This window comes from Exiguobacterium sp. s83 (assembly GCF_018617095.1).
Taxonomy (GTDB): Bacteria; Bacillota; Bacilli; order Exiguobacteriales; family Exiguobacteriaceae; genus Exiguobacterium; species Exiguobacterium profundum.
In genome coordinates this window covers 261,602-277,083 of record NZ_JACSJP010000001.1, presented here as the reverse complement: position 1 = coordinate 277,083, position 15,482 = coordinate 261,602, and the positions used below count along the sequence as shown (strand labels likewise).

General features: G+C 51.6%; 18 protein-coding genes and 1 other annotated feature. Of the genes, 4 read left to right on the top strand and 14 right to left on the bottom strand.

Annotated features, from left to right (window positions below):
- Window positions 1-391: 391 nt before the first annotated feature.
- The 8 genes from yajC to KNO73_RS01370 all read right to left on the bottom strand — a co-directional run bounded on the left by yajC (window position 392) and on the right by KNO73_RS01370 (window position 7,944).
- Window positions 392-670 (bottom strand): preprotein translocase subunit YajC, encoded by a 279-nt coding sequence (gene yajC, locus KNO73_RS01405; protein WP_214684889.1) that lies wholly within the window; start codon window positions 668-670, stop codon window positions 392-394.
- Window positions 671-754: 84 nt separating this feature from the next.
- Window positions 755-1,900 (bottom strand): tRNA guanosine(34) transglycosylase Tgt, encoded by a 1,146-nt coding sequence (gene tgt, locus KNO73_RS01400; RefSeq protein WP_074037468.1) that lies wholly within the window; start codon window positions 1,898-1,900, stop codon window positions 755-757.
- Window positions 1,897-2,955: a tRNA preQ1(34) S-adenosylmethionine ribosyltransferase-isomerase QueA gene (gene queA, locus KNO73_RS01395; RefSeq protein WP_483298257.1), complete on the bottom strand. Its 1,059-nt coding sequence runs from the start codon at window positions 2,953-2,955 to the stop codon at window positions 1,897-1,899. Before queA ends, tgt begins: the two co-directional genes overlap by 4 nt.
- A gap of 3 nt (window positions 2,956-2,958) precedes the next feature.
- Window positions 2,959-3,954: a Holliday junction branch migration DNA helicase RuvB gene (ruvB, locus tag KNO73_RS01390; protein WP_215111959.1), complete on the bottom strand. Its 996-nt coding sequence runs from the start codon at window positions 3,952-3,954 to the stop codon at window positions 2,959-2,961.
- A 10-nt stretch (window positions 3,955-3,964) separates the two neighbouring features.
- Window positions 3,965-4,552, bottom strand: coding sequence for a Holliday junction branch migration protein RuvA (ruvA, locus tag KNO73_RS01385; protein WP_215111958.1), 588 nt, complete (start codon window positions 4,550-4,552; stop codon window positions 3,965-3,967).
- A gap of 93 nt (window positions 4,553-4,645) precedes the next feature.
- Window positions 4,646-5,725, bottom strand: a complete 1,080-nt coding sequence (gene nadA / locus KNO73_RS01380; protein ID WP_214684620.1) for a quinolinate synthase NadA — start codon at window positions 5,723-5,725, stop codon at window positions 4,646-4,648.
- A complete protein-coding gene (gene nadC, locus KNO73_RS01375; protein WP_215111957.1) occupies window positions 5,688-6,557 on the bottom strand; it encodes a carboxylating nicotinate-nucleotide diphosphorylase in 870 nt (289 codons plus the stop codon). Before nadC ends, nadA begins: the two co-directional genes overlap by 38 nt.
- Window positions 6,511-7,944, bottom strand: a complete 1,434-nt coding sequence (locus KNO73_RS01370) for an L-aspartate oxidase (RefSeq protein WP_215111956.1) — start codon at window positions 7,942-7,944, stop codon at window positions 6,511-6,513. Before KNO73_RS01370 ends, nadC begins: the two co-directional genes overlap by 47 nt.
- A 95-nt stretch (window positions 7,945-8,039) precedes the next feature.
- Between KNO73_RS01370 and KNO73_RS01365 the strand changes: the two genes are divergently transcribed.
- The 4 genes from KNO73_RS01365 (at window position 8,040) to KNO73_RS01350 (ending at window position 11,266) form a co-directional block, all read left to right on the top strand.
- Window positions 8,040-9,170 carry a cysteine desulfurase family protein gene (locus KNO73_RS01365; RefSeq protein WP_215111955.1) on the top strand — a complete coding sequence of 377 codons (1,131 nt, stop codon included), beginning with the start codon at window positions 8,040-8,042 and terminating at the stop codon, window positions 9,168-9,170.
- Window positions 9,148-9,687 (top strand): transcription repressor NadR, encoded by a 540-nt coding sequence (locus KNO73_RS01360; protein ID WP_047795496.1) that lies wholly within the window; start codon window positions 9,148-9,150, stop codon window positions 9,685-9,687. The genes KNO73_RS01365 and KNO73_RS01360 overlap by 23 nt, the downstream gene beginning before the upstream one ends.
- Window positions 9,688-9,794: 107 nt before the next feature.
- The gene (locus tag KNO73_RS01355) at window positions 9,795-10,373 is read left to right on the top strand and encodes a DedA family protein (protein ID WP_215111954.1); all 579 of its coding nucleotides are present in this window, start codon (window positions 9,795-9,797) and stop codon (window positions 10,371-10,373) included.
- 119 nt (window positions 10,374-10,492) lie between these two features.
- Complete coding sequence (locus tag KNO73_RS01350) at window positions 10,493-11,266, top strand: NUDIX domain-containing protein (RefSeq protein WP_015881159.1); 774 nt, start codon at window positions 10,493-10,495, stop codon at window positions 11,264-11,266.
- Between the two features lie 43 nt (window positions 11,267-11,309).
- Here KNO73_RS01350 and KNO73_RS01345 read toward each other — a convergent pair whose 3' ends face one another.
- From KNO73_RS01345 to rplU, 6 genes are all read right to left on the bottom strand, one after another.
- Window positions 11,310-12,575 (bottom strand): hemolysin family protein, encoded by a 1,266-nt coding sequence (locus KNO73_RS01345; RefSeq protein ID WP_353047654.1) that lies wholly within the window; start codon window positions 12,573-12,575, stop codon window positions 11,310-11,312.
- A 49-nt stretch (window positions 12,576-12,624) separates the two neighbouring features.
- The gene (gene obgE / locus KNO73_RS01340; protein WP_015881157.1) at window positions 12,625-13,914 is read right to left on the bottom strand and encodes a GTPase ObgE; all 1,290 of its coding nucleotides are present in this window, start codon (window positions 13,912-13,914) and stop codon (window positions 12,625-12,627) included.
- Entirely contained in the window at window positions 13,915-14,355 is a 441-nt protein-coding gene (locus tag KNO73_RS01335; RefSeq protein ID WP_215111953.1) for a Spo0B domain-containing protein, read from the bottom strand.
- Between the two features lie 66 nt (window positions 14,356-14,421).
- A complete protein-coding gene (gene rpmA / locus KNO73_RS01330) occupies window positions 14,422-14,703 on the bottom strand; it encodes a 50S ribosomal protein L27 (protein WP_015881155.1) in 282 nt (93 codons plus the stop codon).
- Between the two features lie 12 nt (window positions 14,704-14,715).
- Window positions 14,716-15,051: a ribosomal-processing cysteine protease Prp gene (locus tag KNO73_RS01325; RefSeq protein ID WP_015881154.1), complete on the bottom strand. Its 336-nt coding sequence runs from the start codon at window positions 15,049-15,051 to the stop codon at window positions 14,716-14,718.
- Window positions 15,052-15,054: 3 nt separating this feature from the next.
- Window positions 15,055-15,363 (bottom strand): 50S ribosomal protein L21, encoded by a 309-nt coding sequence (gene rplU, locus KNO73_RS01320; protein WP_015881153.1) that lies wholly within the window; start codon window positions 15,361-15,363, stop codon window positions 15,055-15,057.
- 15 nt (window positions 15,364-15,378) lie between these two features.
- Window positions 15,379-15,451: a sequence feature (ribosomal protein L21 leader region), on the bottom strand.
- Window positions 15,452-15,482: the final 31 nt, after the last annotated feature.

Below are 15,482 nucleotides of genomic sequence, written 5' to 3'. Positions count from 1 at the left end.
ATCCGATTCGTTTTGACAAAAAGAAGTCATCTTTATATGCTTTAAATCGTAATTATTACTTTTTTTGAGAGGATTCTCTATGATTGTGGAACATACAAAGTTATTAATTATTGGTGCTGGTGTACACGGAATGACCCTCACCCTTACATAAACAAGGCGGGTATTTGGAGGATTTGATCATTGTCGATCGACTCACTGACCCGTTAGCGAACTGGAAACAACAAACGGTATCCATCTCCATGTTGCATCTGCGTTCGACCCGAGTGCATCACGATTCTTGGTCCGTTCGCAAGAGCCGTCTATGGCGGACAAGAAGCCGCTCGAAGAATCCTCCCCTAATTTCTAGCCACACAAAAAAGCGTCTGACCATGATGGTCAGACGCTTACTTGCTTATTCCTCAAATGAGGCATTCGCTTTTTTCACGACTTCCGCAATTGCGCTTCGGTTGAAGCGGAGAAGCGATTGATCGCATTTCAAAACGACATGTGTGTCTTCGATTTGATGAACGACGCCGTGTAAACCACCGATTGTGACAACGCTGTCGCCACGCTCGAGGGCGTTTTGCATCGCTTGTACTTCTTTTTGGCGTTTCGTCTGTGGACGAATCAAAAGGAAGTAAAATACGACGAAAATCAAGATCATTGGTAATAACGCAACGAGTGTTTCCATGAGTAACATTCACCCTTTCCTACAATATCAGGTTCATTATACCGTGAAACTGAAGCATTGTCACACAACGTCCGACATGATTGCTTAGAAATTCTTCGCGTTCGGCTTGTTGTAGCCGTATTCTTCGAAAAACTCTTCTTTGAAATCGAGCAAGCGGTCTTCGCGAATCGCTTGACGAACCTGCTCCATCAACTTCACGAGGAAGTGAAGATTATGTGTCGTACACAAGTGAAGACCAAACATCTCATCCGCTCGAATCAAGTGGTGGACGTACGCACGCGAGTAGTTCTTACACGTATGGCAGTCACACTTCTCATCAATTGGACCGAAGTCCGTCTTGTACTTCGCTTGTTTGATCGTGACACGACCTTTCGACGTCATGAGCGTTCCGTTTCGTGCGATGCGAGTCGGCAGAACGCAGTCGAACATGTCGATTCCGCGAATCGACCCTTCAATCAACGCATCCGGTGAGCCAACACCCATCAAATAACGCGGTTTGTTCTCTGGCATGAGGGGCGTCGTGAATTCGAGCGCACGATACATGACGTCTTTCGGTTCACCGACCGAGAGACCACCGACGGCATATCCTGGGAAATCAAGTGAGACGAGGTCTTGGGCGCTTTGACGACGAAGGTCCTCATATTCTCCACCTTGGATGATGCCAAAGAGCGCCTGGTCTTCCGGGCGCTCGTGTGCCTCAAGGCAACGTTCCGCCCAGCGGCTCGTCCGCTCGACCGACTTCTTCATATATTCATGCGTCGCCGGATAAGGCGGGCACTCGTCGAATGCCATCATGATGTCCGACCCGAGCGCGTTTTGAATCTCCATCGCCTTTTCTGGTGACAAGAATAACTTGTCGCCGTTCAAATGGTTACGGAAATGTACGCCTTCCTCTTGAATGTTTCGAAGGTCGGCAAGTGAGAACACTTGGAATCCACCCGAGTCCGTGAGGATTGCCCCGTCCCAGTTCATGAACTTATGAAGTCCACCCGCTTGTTTGATGACCTCATGTCCTGGACGAACCCAAAGGTGATACGTGTTCGACAAGATAATGTTCGCACCCATCGCCTTGACCTGTTCAGGTGCCATCGTCTTGACGCTCGCTTGCGTCCCGACCGGCATGAAGACCGGTGTCTCGAACGACCCGTGCGGCGTATGGACGATTCCGTGCCGCGCTCCGGTCTGTTTGCATGTGTGGATGTGTTCGTATGTGACTGCATGTTTTGTCATTTTGATACTTCCTTCCTCGTGATGAGCATCGCGTCTCCAAAGCTGAAGAAGCGGTATCGTTCTGCGACCGCAGTCCGATAAGCGTGTAAGATGATGTCGCGCGTCGCGAACGCCGAGACGAGCATGACGAGCGTTGATTTAGGGAGATGGAAGTTCGTGATCAATCCATCGATTGCCTTCAACTCAACACCAGGGTAAATAAAGATATCCGTCCAGCCCGATGACTCGACGAAGTCCCCGTGATTTCGCATGATCGTCTCAAGCGTGCGCGTCGATGTCGTGCCGACCGCAAAGATGCGACCGCCATTCGCTCGAATCTCCCGAAGCGCAGCTGCCGATTCAGCCGACAACTCGAAATATTCACTATGCATCGTATGTTCCTCGATCGAATCAGCCGTCACCGGACGGAACGTCCCGAGACCGACGTGAAGGGTGAGCGGAATCAACCGGACACCTTTGGCTTTGGCCGCTTCGAGCAGTTCCTCGGTGAAATGAAGACCGGCTGTCGGAGCGGCCGCACTGCCTCGTTCACGGGCATAGACCGTTTGATAACGGTCTTGGTCATCGAGTTGTTCGCGAATGTACGGTGGGAGCGGCATCGTTCCAAGCTCGTCTAAAATCTCATAGAAGATGCCGTCGTAGTCAAACTTGAAACGACGTCCGCCTTCTGGGAGCTCCTCGACGCATTCCGCTTGGAGAAGACCGTCCCCGAACTCAACGACGGAGCCAACACGAACTTTTTTTGCTGGTTTGACGAGTGCTTCCCATACATCATCTTCCGTCTGCTTCAACAAGAGCAGTTCGACTTTCCCGCCTGTTTCTTGCTTTGCCCCAAAAAGGCGTGCCGGTAAGACGCGCGAATCGTTGACGACGAGCGCATCCCCCTTGTTCAAATAATCGAGCACGTCACGGAAATGGCGATGCTCGATGTCCCCTGTCTCGCGGTCTAATACGAGCAAGCGTGAGCTTGTCCGATCAAGCAATGGGACTTGCGCAATCAACTCTTCTGGCAATTCAAAATCATAATCGTTTACGTTCAATTGAATGTCTTGCATACCTTACTCCTCTTCATAACCAAAATGCGACTTGGCAAACTGTGTAATCATCCGTCCTCGCGGCGTGCGCTGCAAGAATCCTTGTTGCAATAAATAGGGCTCGTAGACATCCTCAATCGTCTGAGCGTCCTCACCGATGGTCGCAGCGAGCGTCTCAAGCCCGACCGGTCCACCTCCGAACCGCTCCACCATGGCTCTCAGTAACCGATGATCGACTTCATCGAGTCCGAGCGCATCGACGTGTAGCCGGTCGAGCGCATCAGATGCGAGCACGGGATCGATTTCTTTCGTACCAGCCACTTGCGCAAAATCGCGGACACGACGCAAGAGACGGTTTGCAACTCGTGGCGTCCCTCGTGAGCGTTTCGCAATCGCACCGCTCGCCTCAGGTGAGATGGAGAGGCGGAACAACTGGGCCGTCCGGCTGACGATGGCCGCTAACTCATGTGTTTCATAATATTCGAGCTTCAACGTGACGCCGAAACGGTCACGTAAAGGTGCCGACAACATCCCGGCCCGTGTCGTCGCCCCGACGAGCGTGAACGGTGGTAGGTCGATGCGGACGCTTCGTGCCATCTCGCCTTGCCCATAGACGATGTCGAGACAGTAATCTTCCATCGCCGGATAAAGGATCTCTTCAATCGTCCGGCTCAAGCGGTGAATCTCGTCAATGAACAAGACGTCTCCCGGTTCGAGCGTCGAGAGGATTGCGGCCAAATCACCCGGTCGTTCAATCGCCGGGCCGGCGGTCGTCTTGATCCCGACGCCCATCTCGTTGGCGATGATTTGGGCGAGCGTCGTCTTCCCGAGTCCCGGGGGACCGTATAAGAGCACGTGGTCGAGCGTCTCACTTCGAAGTTTGGCGGCCTGAATGAAGACGGACAAATTGCCTTTCGCCTTTTCTTGTCCGATATATTGCTCGAAGCGCTGCGGACGTAAGCTCCACTCTTCAGAGTCTTCATATTGCTGATGAGATTGTGACAACAATCGTTCGTCCATAGCTTCCTCCTTATTTCAGTAACAGCTGTAGCGCGCGTTTTATGTACGCGTCGGTCGTCAAGATTTCTCCGCTCAATGCTTTGCGGACTTTTGCGATTTCCCGTTCGGAGTAGCCGAGGGCGACGAGCGCCTCACACGCCTCATCGAGTTCAGATGCACCTTGTGCAAACAACCCTTCGTTCGGCACGTAATCCGGTGCGAGCTCGGATAACTTCCCTTTCAAGTCGAGTGTCATCTGTTTGGCCGTCTTCTTGCCGACTCCCGGGAACTTCGTCAAATATTTCTCGTTCTCGGTTTCAATCGCATCGATCAACGCGTCGATATCGCCGGACGCGACGATGGCAAGCGCACCTTTTGGTCCGATCCCGTTCACGCTGAGGAGTTTATTGAACAGCTCACGCTCGCGACGTGAACGGAAACCGTATAACGTCTGTTGGTCTTCACGCACATAATGATGCGTAAACACGATTACATGTTCGTCTTGTTCACGATAAAAAAACGGGTTAGGCACATGTACTTTGTAGCCGACGCCCGAGACATCTAACGTTATATATTCCGCACACACATAGGCGACGGGTCCTTTTACGAATTCAATCACGGTGTACTCTCCTTTTCGGTCGGAAAAACTGCATTTATTGTACCATAATGGGCGACACGAAAAAAGGACAGGCGTTTGCCTGTCCTCAAGCAATTATCGCGCGAGCATTCGTTCAAGTGCACGTTTCGAGAACTCTGTCGTCTCATGATCGACGCGAATGATGTTCACAGGGTCCGTCTCGAGCGACTCGAGCGCCCACAGTAGATGAGGCAAGTCGATTCGATTCATCGTGAGGCACGGACACATGAATGGGTTCAATGAAACGATATCGAGGTGCGGGTACGTCGCAGCCAGACGGTTGACGAGGTTCATCTCCGTTCCGACCGCCCACTTCGTCCCCGGTGCGCTCCCGTCAATCTTGTCGATGATATACGATGTCGATCCCGCCTCGTCCGCAGCCTGGACTACATCAAACGTACATTCCGGATGGACGATGATGCGACGATCCGGCTCACGCTCACGGAACGCCTGAATTTGCGATACCGTGAACTTCTCATGGACAGAACAGTGTCCCTTCCATAAGATGACTTTCACTTGCTCGTCATCTCCCTCCGCGACCAATTCTTCACGGAGCGGATCCCAAACAGCCATCGCCTCGAGTGGGATGCCGAGATCATACGCCGTGTTCCGCCCGAGATGTTGATCGGGAAGGAACAAGATGCGTTCACCTGCCTCAAGCGCCCACCGGACGATTTCATGGGCGTTCGAAGATGTGACGGTCGCCCCACCGTGACGACCAACGAACGCTTTGATGGCCGCTGTTGAATTGACGTATGTAATCGGGATGATGTCCTCTCCAAATCGTTCCGTCAGTTCTTCCCAAGCGATCTCCGTCTGATCGATATCAGCCATGTCTGCCATCGAACAGCCGGCACGCATATCAGGTAAGACGACAATTTGGTCGTCCCGCGTCAACATGTCCGCCGTCTCTGCCATGAAGTGGACGCCACAAAAGACGATGAATTCGGCTTCGCTCATCTGTTCTGCGAGTCGTGCGAGCTGGAGCGAATCTCCTGTCGCGTCCGCGAATTGAACGACCTCGTCTTTTTGATAATGATGGGCCGGTAAAAAGAGACGCGTCCCGAGTCGGTCTTTGACCGCCTGAATCCGAGTCTCCATCTCTTCCACCGACAAGTTAGCGTACGTCGGCGGAAGTGTTCCGAGTAGTTGCATCTTTCATTCCTCCTTGTAAATTCAAACTGCAATCGAACGCGCGTACCGAATGAGTCAATTGCCCGAGCGAGATGACATCGATGCGAATGCCTCGATAATCGTCAATCGTGTCGAGCGTGATGCCACCAGACACTTCAATTTTGATGTGCGTCGGTATATGACGGACCCATTCTCTCAATTCATCTGGCGTCCGATTATCAAGCATCACGATGTCCGGATCGGCTTGAACCGCCTCCATCAGTTGTTCGAACGACTCGACCTCGACTTCAATCGGGGTCGTATGGCCGACACGTTCTCGTGCGACTTGAATTGCGTTCGTCACGCCACCAAGTGCGACGATATGATTGTCTTTGATCATGACGGCGTCATCGAGTCTTAGACGGTGATTGTATCCCCCGCCCACACGTACGGCGTACTTTTCAATCATCCGCAGTCCCGGGGTCGTCTTGCGTGTATCGGTCACGTGAATCGAGTCATCATGTAACGCGTCTACGCACTGTCGTGTCATCGTCGCAATCCCACTCGTATGTTGGATGACATTCAACAGCACGCGCTCAGTCTCTAAAATCGCGCGCGTCTTCCCTCTCAAGACGATGAGCTCGTCTCCAGGGGTCACCGCTCTCCCGTCTTCTTGGCAAGAGACCAATTCAAGCCGCTGCATGGTTGCCAGCTCTTCTACGATCGGTTTCCCACAGAAAATGCCTTGTTCTTTGGCGACAATCGTTGCGACCGACTCGTCCTGTCCATCAATCAGCGCACTCGTTAGGTCCCCATACCCGATATCTTCAATCAAGAACTGATGTAGCTGTTCGCGTAGGTATATCGTATTCATCATTCCGCTCCATTTCGAGGATGCTTTGCGCGAGAAGACGCGCCGCATCGAGTTGTAAAGTTTGTTCACTTAATTGTCTTGTCACGTGTTTCGTCATGGTCAACGTTTGGGTATTTTGTAAGAAACCTTTCAATTCATCAAGACTTGGTGAAATCGTCAACCATCTTCCAATTTGAGCACGTAACGCTTGAAATGCCACAGGTGAGATGTCGTACACCAACGTCTCCTTCGTCGCCGTGGTCGTCTGATTCAATCGCACCGCCCGCGCGACTCGTTTTCCAAACACCCAACATTCCAAAAGTGAGTTCGAGGCCAAACGATTCATCCCATGTATGCCCGCATCCGCCACTTCACCGACGGCATATAATCCGTCAACGTCTGTCCGTCCCATGTCGTCCACTTCGATTCCACCCATATGAAAATGGAGGCCTGGACGTACCGGAATGCGGCGAGGATCGATTTGGAACCTGTCACATGTCAACGCAAGTTTTGGAAACCGTTCACGAAGCCGTGTCACGTTTGTCGTATCGAGATAGACCGTTCCCATCCGTTCCGTCAGTACCCGTGCCACGTCATCACGAGGAGCGAGACTTCCGAGCGGATGATGCGCCATCACATGGTTTCCCTCGTCATCAACGAGCGTCGCCCCGGCTCCCCGGAGCGCCTCGGTCACGAGATGAGGCGTTTCGGTCGCCAGTAAGGTGGGATGAAATTGGATTCGCTGCAAATGTGTCAGCTTGGCCCCACATCGATTTGCCAGAACGAGACCGTCACCGGTCACGGTACGCGCGTTTGAAGTCCAATCGATCAGCCCACCAATGCCACCTGTCGCCAATACGACAGCGCCGGCTTCAATTCGAATGGGCACTTCATCCCGAAACGCCATCGCACCGACGACTTTCCCGTCTTTCGTAATGAGATCGTGCACGAGCACCCGTTCCAATACGTTCACGTTATCGGGCATCGACTGACGCAATTGCCTCATGACATGACGTCCCGTCTCGTCGCCACCGACATGAAAGATTCGATTCAATCGATGCGCGCCTTCACGTCCGAGGGCATAGCCGCCATCTTCACGGTCGAATCGGACACCAAATCGTTCCATTTCTTCAATCGCTTGACGACCTTCTTCTACGAGAATGTCGACGCGCTCAGCGCACGATGTGTTTTTAGAGGCGAGCATCGTGTCTTCTTTATGGGCCGTACTCGATTTCTCAAGATACGCGCTCGCAATCCCGCCTTGTGCCAAGTCGGAGTTGCTCTCTGTCATCTCACCTTTTGAGACGAGAAGAATGGAGAATGATTTTGCTAGATGCAAAGCCGTTGCGACGGCGGCAAGTCCCGTTCCGATAATCAAAATGTCAGTTTTCTCTATGTGTAAAGACACTTGTACATCACCTGTTTTTCATATGTAATGTTGACTTGTAAACTAGTTTCGCATAATTTTGTGTAGAAGACAACATGAGAAAAGGGGAGTCCATGATGAACCGCTACTTCGACTACGCCGCTACACACCCGATGACGCATGCAGCATTAGACCATTACGTGGCGATGGCCAAAAACGTTTATGGGAACCCATCATCACTCCATACCCAAGGTTATATGGCAGAAGATTATTTGACAGAGGCAAGACGCTTAATCAAACAGGCGCTTGGGCTTGATATGTTACGAGGAAAATTATTATTCACTGGGAGTGGGTCGGAGAGCAATTACATCGCACTGACAAGTTTACGTAAACGGATGAAGGGCAAAGAGGTGATCACGTCTTGGCATGAACATGATTCGGTCGCTCTCTTACTTGAAGAATGGGAGCGGGAAGGGACAATCGTTCATCGGTTAAAACTGAAGGACGGGAAGTTTGATTTGGATGCATTCACCCACCTACTCGACCGTGACATCGGGCTCGTCACGCTCCAACACGTCAATTCCGACACGGGTTGGGTATTACCGCTCCACCACATCCAATGCCTCTTGAAATATAAGAAAATCCTCTTCCATGTGGACGGGGTCCAGGCACTCGGGAAAATTCCGATTTCTGTCGAAGGCATCGATGCCTATTCGTTCAGTGCCCACAAAGTGGGTGGACCGAAAGGAGTCGGCGCCCTCTACATGGAACGTCTGATTCCTCCCCCATACTATCCGGGACATCATCAGTACGGGATTCGTCCCGGAACGATTGACGTTCCTGGAATCAGTTCCTTTGCCAAAGCACTCGGAGAACGTCAGGAACAATTGACACGTTTTCAGAGAAATTTCATGGCGTTTCGTGCTATCTTGAAAGAGAAGACGTCAGCGCATGTCCATTGGCTCGAGTTCGACGAACAAAGTCCCGCCATTTTCTCCTTCGTCTCCCATCAACGCGACGGACAATGGTGGATGACCGAGCTCGACGATCTCGGGTTCCAAGTATCGGCTGGGTCGGCATGTCGAGCAGGCCAAAATGGACCGAACCGCATGCTCGAGGCACTCGGATATGAGACGAGCGCCTGTCATGGACTCGTCCGCATTTCCTTCGGCGCGCATACGACCGCCGAAGACACATCGGCCCTCGCCGATGCCATCGTCATTTTAGCAAGGAGAGTCGAACATCATGAACAAACGTTTAGCCGGTGAAGAACGCCGTCGCACACTATTACAATTGATTGAATCGAGCAATGAGCCGATCACAGGATCTGAACTGGCAAGACATGTATCCGTCAGTCGCCAGGTCATCGTCCAAGACCTATCGTTACTAAAAGCGAAAGGTCATCAAATCGTTGCGACCGCTCGTGGGTACGTCTACTTGCACGGAGACCTCACTCCATCCACCTATTCGAAAAAGGTCGCCTGTCGTCACACGGCAGAAGAGATGGAGGCGGAGATGAACGCCATCGTCGATGAAGGGGTCACCATCAAAGACGTCATCATCGACCATCCTGTATACGGGTCCATCACGGGACAACTCATGGTGAAGAGTCGCCGCGACGTCCGTGCCTTCCTCGAACGTGTGAAGACGCATGGGGCTTCCCCACTCTCCCAGTTGACGGGTGGTTTCCATATCCACACGCTCGAATCAGACCATAAAGAGGCAATCGAGGCTGCGGTGAAAGAGTTGGACCGCCTCGGGATTCTCGTATCCGAATTAGATTGAAGAGACGTCACGAATATGTGACATCTCTTCTTTTTCTTTTCAGTCATGTCCGTTATACTGATGGATGGAACATCTTTCCTGAAATCATTTGAAAGGAGGGCTACGTCTTGAACGTCCTCGAGCATCTACTCGCCGTCTGTGGGGTCTTCAGCATTCCCATCGGTATCTTGGTCCAATTCATCCCGAACGAACTCGTTCTCGCATACGGCGGCTTCCTCGTCGACTCGCATGACGCGCCCTTCTTCCTGACGTTCCTGCTGGCGTGGGTTTCCTTCACGATCAGCCAAATCGGTCTGTACTGGATCGGTCGATATGGCGGGCGTCCCGTCGCGCTCAAACTGTATCGTTATTTTCGAATTCGACAAGACAAGCAACTCCGTGCCGAGCGCTGGTTTGAGAAATACGGGGCATGGATCGTCTGCCTCAGTCTCTTTTGGCGGCAACTGTTCGCCGTGAGCGCCGGCGTGATGCGTCTATCGTTCCGTAAGTTTTTGTCGGTGACGACCTTGATTTTTGCCGTCTGGTCATTCCTTTTCATCCATGTCGGGATGATGCTTGGTAGCAACTGGCGCATGATCGGTCACTTCATGGACGATGTCATCCCCTTCTTGGCTCTTGCTGTCGGAATCGTCCTCATCGTTCGACATGTTCGTCAGCAACCAAAACGTGTGAAAGAATCAGCTTGACTTGCGCTGATTCTTTTTTTGTTGGAAAGGGAAACGCTCACATCTGTCGAATAAGAACCATGTAAGCGAATCGCGGTCACACATATAGGACACCGCACAACGAAAAAGGAGGAATCATTATGTTCCATCGCCGTAAAACGTATACGATTCGACCTGAACGCCTGCAAGAATTCACCGACTTTTTCCATACATACATTTACCCGATCCAGGCGTCGCATGGCGCCCGTCTCGTCGGACGCTGGGTGACCGAAGACAAGTCCGAGGTCATGGCACTATGGGAATATCGGGACCGTGAACACTATGAACAAGTCGAACGGGATTATCGTGGCAGTACGTTGCGACGAGACGCCATGAAACAGCGGGCTCGCCTCGGAAAAGAGCTGTATATCAAGTCAAGCGAAGAGTTCATGATGCCGACCGGGCATTATACGCCACCGCGTGCGATTGTCTGTGTGACAGCGTATATCACGAATGAAGCGGGTGAGGTTCTCCTCGTCAAAAACATGCATCGGAACGACTCGTTCGAGATGCCTGGCGGACAGGTGGAAGAACATGAGTCACTCGTTGACGCCATCCATCGTGAAGTGGACGAGGAAACGGGCGTGAAAATCGAGGTGGAAGGCATCACGGGAATCTATCAAAACGTGTCCTCCCGCGTCCTCTGTGTCACGTTCCGCGCGAAATATGTATCCGGTGACCTCAGACCGCAGGCTGGCGAGACACAGGAAGTTGGCTTCTATAAAGTCGACGCAAGTAACGTCGGTGACTACATCAAACGGGAGCACTTCCAAATGCGCTTCCTCGATGCGATCGATCCCGTATACATGCCTTACGCCATTTATAAAGTACGGCCATATGAACTGATTGAGCGCATTGAACGCCAATCCGTATGACGCAAAAAGGGATGATCCGCCATGTGCGAATCATCCCTTTTGTTTATGCTTCTTGCATGTCTTCTTGCTGAGATTGTCCAGTCTCCACTAACAGTTTCCGGACACGGCGTTTCTCCACATGGAGAACGGTGAACGTCATGTCTTGATACGTGACTTGTGCACCTTTCTCCGGGATGTCGCCGAGCAATTCAACGAACCAACCGCCCATCGTGTTGGAATCGACGTCTGGTTCTGCAATCCCCATCTCTTCCGCGAATTCATCAACGTTCATGTCAGCCATACACTCATAGACCCCTTCACGGAGACGTCTGAGATAGACGACGGATTCGTCGTGCTCATCCCAGATGTCGCCGACGAGTTCTTCAAGCATGTCTTCTAACGTGATGAGACCCGCCGTGCCCCCGAATTCATCGAGGACGACAGCCATGTGAGATTGTTTCTGCTGGAGAATCGGAAGTAGTTCAATCAATTTCGTCTGCGGTGACACGTACGTGAGCGGTCGGATGAGCGAACGGACATCCGTCACTTCATCCTTCATCATCGAACGCAAGAAGTCACGTTCTGACAAGACACCGATGACGTTGTCGATCGAGTCTTTGTAGACCGGTAAACGCGAATGTCCACCACTGAAAATCGTGTCTTTGATTTCATCGAGCGAATCGTCGATGTCGACGGCCAGAATATCGATTCGTGGCGTCAGCACATCATCGACCGTAATATCGTTGAAGGCAAAGGCGCTATGGACGAGCTCTGCTTCCGTCTCTCCGAGCACACCTTCCTCTTCTCCCATATCGACGAGCACTTTCAACTCTTCTTCGGTGACGGATGGCTCCTTGTCTTTCATCCCGATCATCCGCAGCGTCAACTTCTTCAAGCCGGTGAAAATCATCGTCACCGGTTTGAGGACTTTAACGAGGAACACAAGGATTCCACTGATGAGAAGCGAATACTTCTCCGCAAACTCTTTCGCGAGCGATTTCGGTAAAATCTCACCAAAAATCAAGATGATGACCGTCGTCGCGAACGTTGACACGAGAAGACCGGTTCCACCACTGAAAATCGATGTGGCGATGGCCGTCGACACCGTCGCCGAACCGATGTTGACGATGTTGTTCCCGACGAGAATCGTCGAGAGGGTATCATCAAAACGGTCGACGAGACTGAGGACACGTTTTGCGGCTTTGTCGCCATCCTCTGCCATCCGAATCATCCGGACCCGGTTCACACTCGAGAGCGCCGTTTCTGCTGATGAGAAAAACGCTGACAACATGACGAGAACTACATATAGAATTATACTTGACGAGGGCACAGGGTCCACGTTAGCTTCACACTCCGTTTCTTCTTAACAAGTAATTTTTTTATTCCACAAACTCGAATTCGAAGTCGAGGATTGCCACGACACTACCGTCCTCGGCACCCAACTTACGAAGATCGTCATCGACGCCCATTTGACGCATTTGACGAGCAAATCGTTTGATCGACTCATCATGGTCAAAGTTCGTCATCTTGAAGAGCTTCTCGATACGAGGTCCCGTGATCACGAAGCGATCGTATTCATCGATGTGGATTTGATAGCCTTTCTCTTCCTTCTCATAACGATACACGACACGAGGCGTCGCTGTCTTCTCTTCGAGCTCATCGAGTGGGAATTCTGGTGTCGTATCGACAAAGTTCGCCACTTCGATTAACAAGTTGCGAAGACCGTCTTGAGCGAGTGCCGAGATCGGGAAGACTTTGACGTCGTCCCCTACCTTCTTCTTGAACTCTTCAAGATGTTCCGCTGCGTCCGGCATATCCATTTTGTTCGCCACGACGACTTGTGGACGCTCAAGGAGACGTAAGTTGTACGACTCGAGCTCACGGTTGATCGTCGTGTAGTCTTCGAACGGATCGCGTCCTTCCATACCGCTCATATCGATCATGTGAACGATGACTTTCGTCCGTTCGATATGGCGAAGGAACTGGTGACCGAGACCAACGCCTTGGCTCGCTCCTTCGATGAGACCTGGAAGGTCGGCCATGACGAAACTACGGTCGTCCGCTGTCTTGACGACACCGAGGTTCGGTGTAATCGTCGTGAAGTGGTACGCACCGATTTTCGGGCGCGCCGACGAGACGACCGAGAGAAGCGTTGACTTCCCGACAGACGGGAATCCGACGAGACCGACGTCTGCGAGGAGTTTCAACTCGAGACGCAACTCACGTTCTTGACCTGGTTCCCCGTTCTCCGCGATTTCTGGAGCCGGGTTGGCAGGTGTCGCAAAACGACAGTTCCCGCGACCACCACGACCACCTTTCGCGATCGTCGCTTGTTGACCGTGCTCGGTCAAGTCCGCGATGACGGTATCCGTCTCGGCGTCGAACACGATCGTGCCAGGTGGAACTTTGACGATGAGCGGTTTCGCTTTACGTCCGTGCATCCCTTTTGACATCCCTTTTTCGCCATCATGGGCGATAAACTTCTTCGAATAACGGAAATCAACGAGCGTCCGCAATCCTTCTTCTACTTCAAAGATGACGTCCCCACCGTGACCACCGTCACCACCTGCAGGACCACCGTCTGGAACGTATTTCTCGCGACGGAAAGCGACCATCCCTTTTCCGCCGTCTCCAGCTTTTACAAAAATATTAACCTGATCGACAAACATTTATTTCCCCTCCTTTATGTGAAACGTAGTGGTATCTACGTTCTGTTCGTACACATCGGCTGATGCCTTCACATCGTCCGGGACAGTGCCCGTGACGCGAACCATCAGTCCGTCCGTGAACGTCACATGAATCGACCCATCCGTGTTGTCTAACAAGCGGACAAGCATCTCTGCCACTCGCGCGTCATCGATGGCGAGTTGGTCGGTTGAAATCGTATACGTCATCCGTCCCTCCCAATTCGCTTGAATCACGACTAGGCTCGTCTGTGGCACGTTCAAACGAACGAGCGCACTCTCTTCGTCGGCCTGTTTCCGATAGCGTTCGTAAAGTTCTTCGAGCTTAGTCGGATCGAGAGCCGCGTAGAGCGAGATCAATTGAAGCCGATTCATCCATTCGTGACGGACGGTCGATAAGAGCTCGAGTGTCTGTTCTGAATCCATTTGATCCTCTCCTAGAAAAAAAGACTCTAACCAAATAAGTGGCTAGAGTCTTCTGCGTCGTTCAACTTACGCGACTGGGTAAACGCTCACTTGTTTCTTGTCGCGACCAAGACGCTCATAGCGTACTACGCCGTCAACTTTCGCAAACAAAGTGTCGTCGCCACCACGGCCAACGTTTTCACCTGGGTGAATCTTTGTACCGCGTTGGCGGTAAAGGATTGATCCAGCTGAAACTGTTTGTCCGTCAGCGCGTTTTGCACCGAGACGTTTCGAAATTGAGTCACGACCGTTTTTAGTCGAACCAACTCCCTTTTTCGAAGCGAAGAACTGAAGGTTCAATTGTAACATGAGGTCCACCTCCTATTGTTCAATTTGGATATATTCACCGTAGCTTTGGGCGATCGTGTCTAACTGCACGAGCATCCCTTCTAATAACAGTTGGGTGCGTTCCATATCCTGCGGTGATAAGTCAGGATACGTCTCGACATAAAAGTAACCACCCTCTGTTTGATCTGCCATTTCTACAAGAAGCGATTGACCCGCAAGCGTTTCGACGGCGTTATAGGCACCAAAGATGATGGCTGAAACACCGGCGCACACCAAGTCAGAACCAGGTTCTGCAAAATTGGCATGACCCGTCACTTCGACGGAGCGAATCGACTTCGCCTCGTCTCGTCTTACCTTGACCCGAATCATAGCTTACGCTTCGATTTTCTCGATGCGAACTTTCGTGTAAGGCTGACGGTGACCTTGCTTACGACGGTAGTTTTTCTTAGCTTTCATTTTGAAGACAGTGATCTTCTTAGCGCGGCCGTGTTTTACCACAGTACCGACAACTTTAGCGCCTTCTACGAGTGGAGCGCCGACTTTAACATCGTCACCACCAACGAAAAGAACCTCACCGAATTCTACAGTACCTTCGACATCAGCATCGAGTTTTTCGATGTAGATCTCTTGACCTGCTTCAACTTTGATTTGCTTACCACCAGTTTTGATGATTGCGTACATATACGTGCACCTCCTTGTTAAACTCAGACTCGCCATCCTGGGCAGGGCAAAACCTTTAAAAACCCGTTCTGTGCGGTTGTAGCCATTTGGGTGCTTCCAAACGAACTAACGTTATAGAT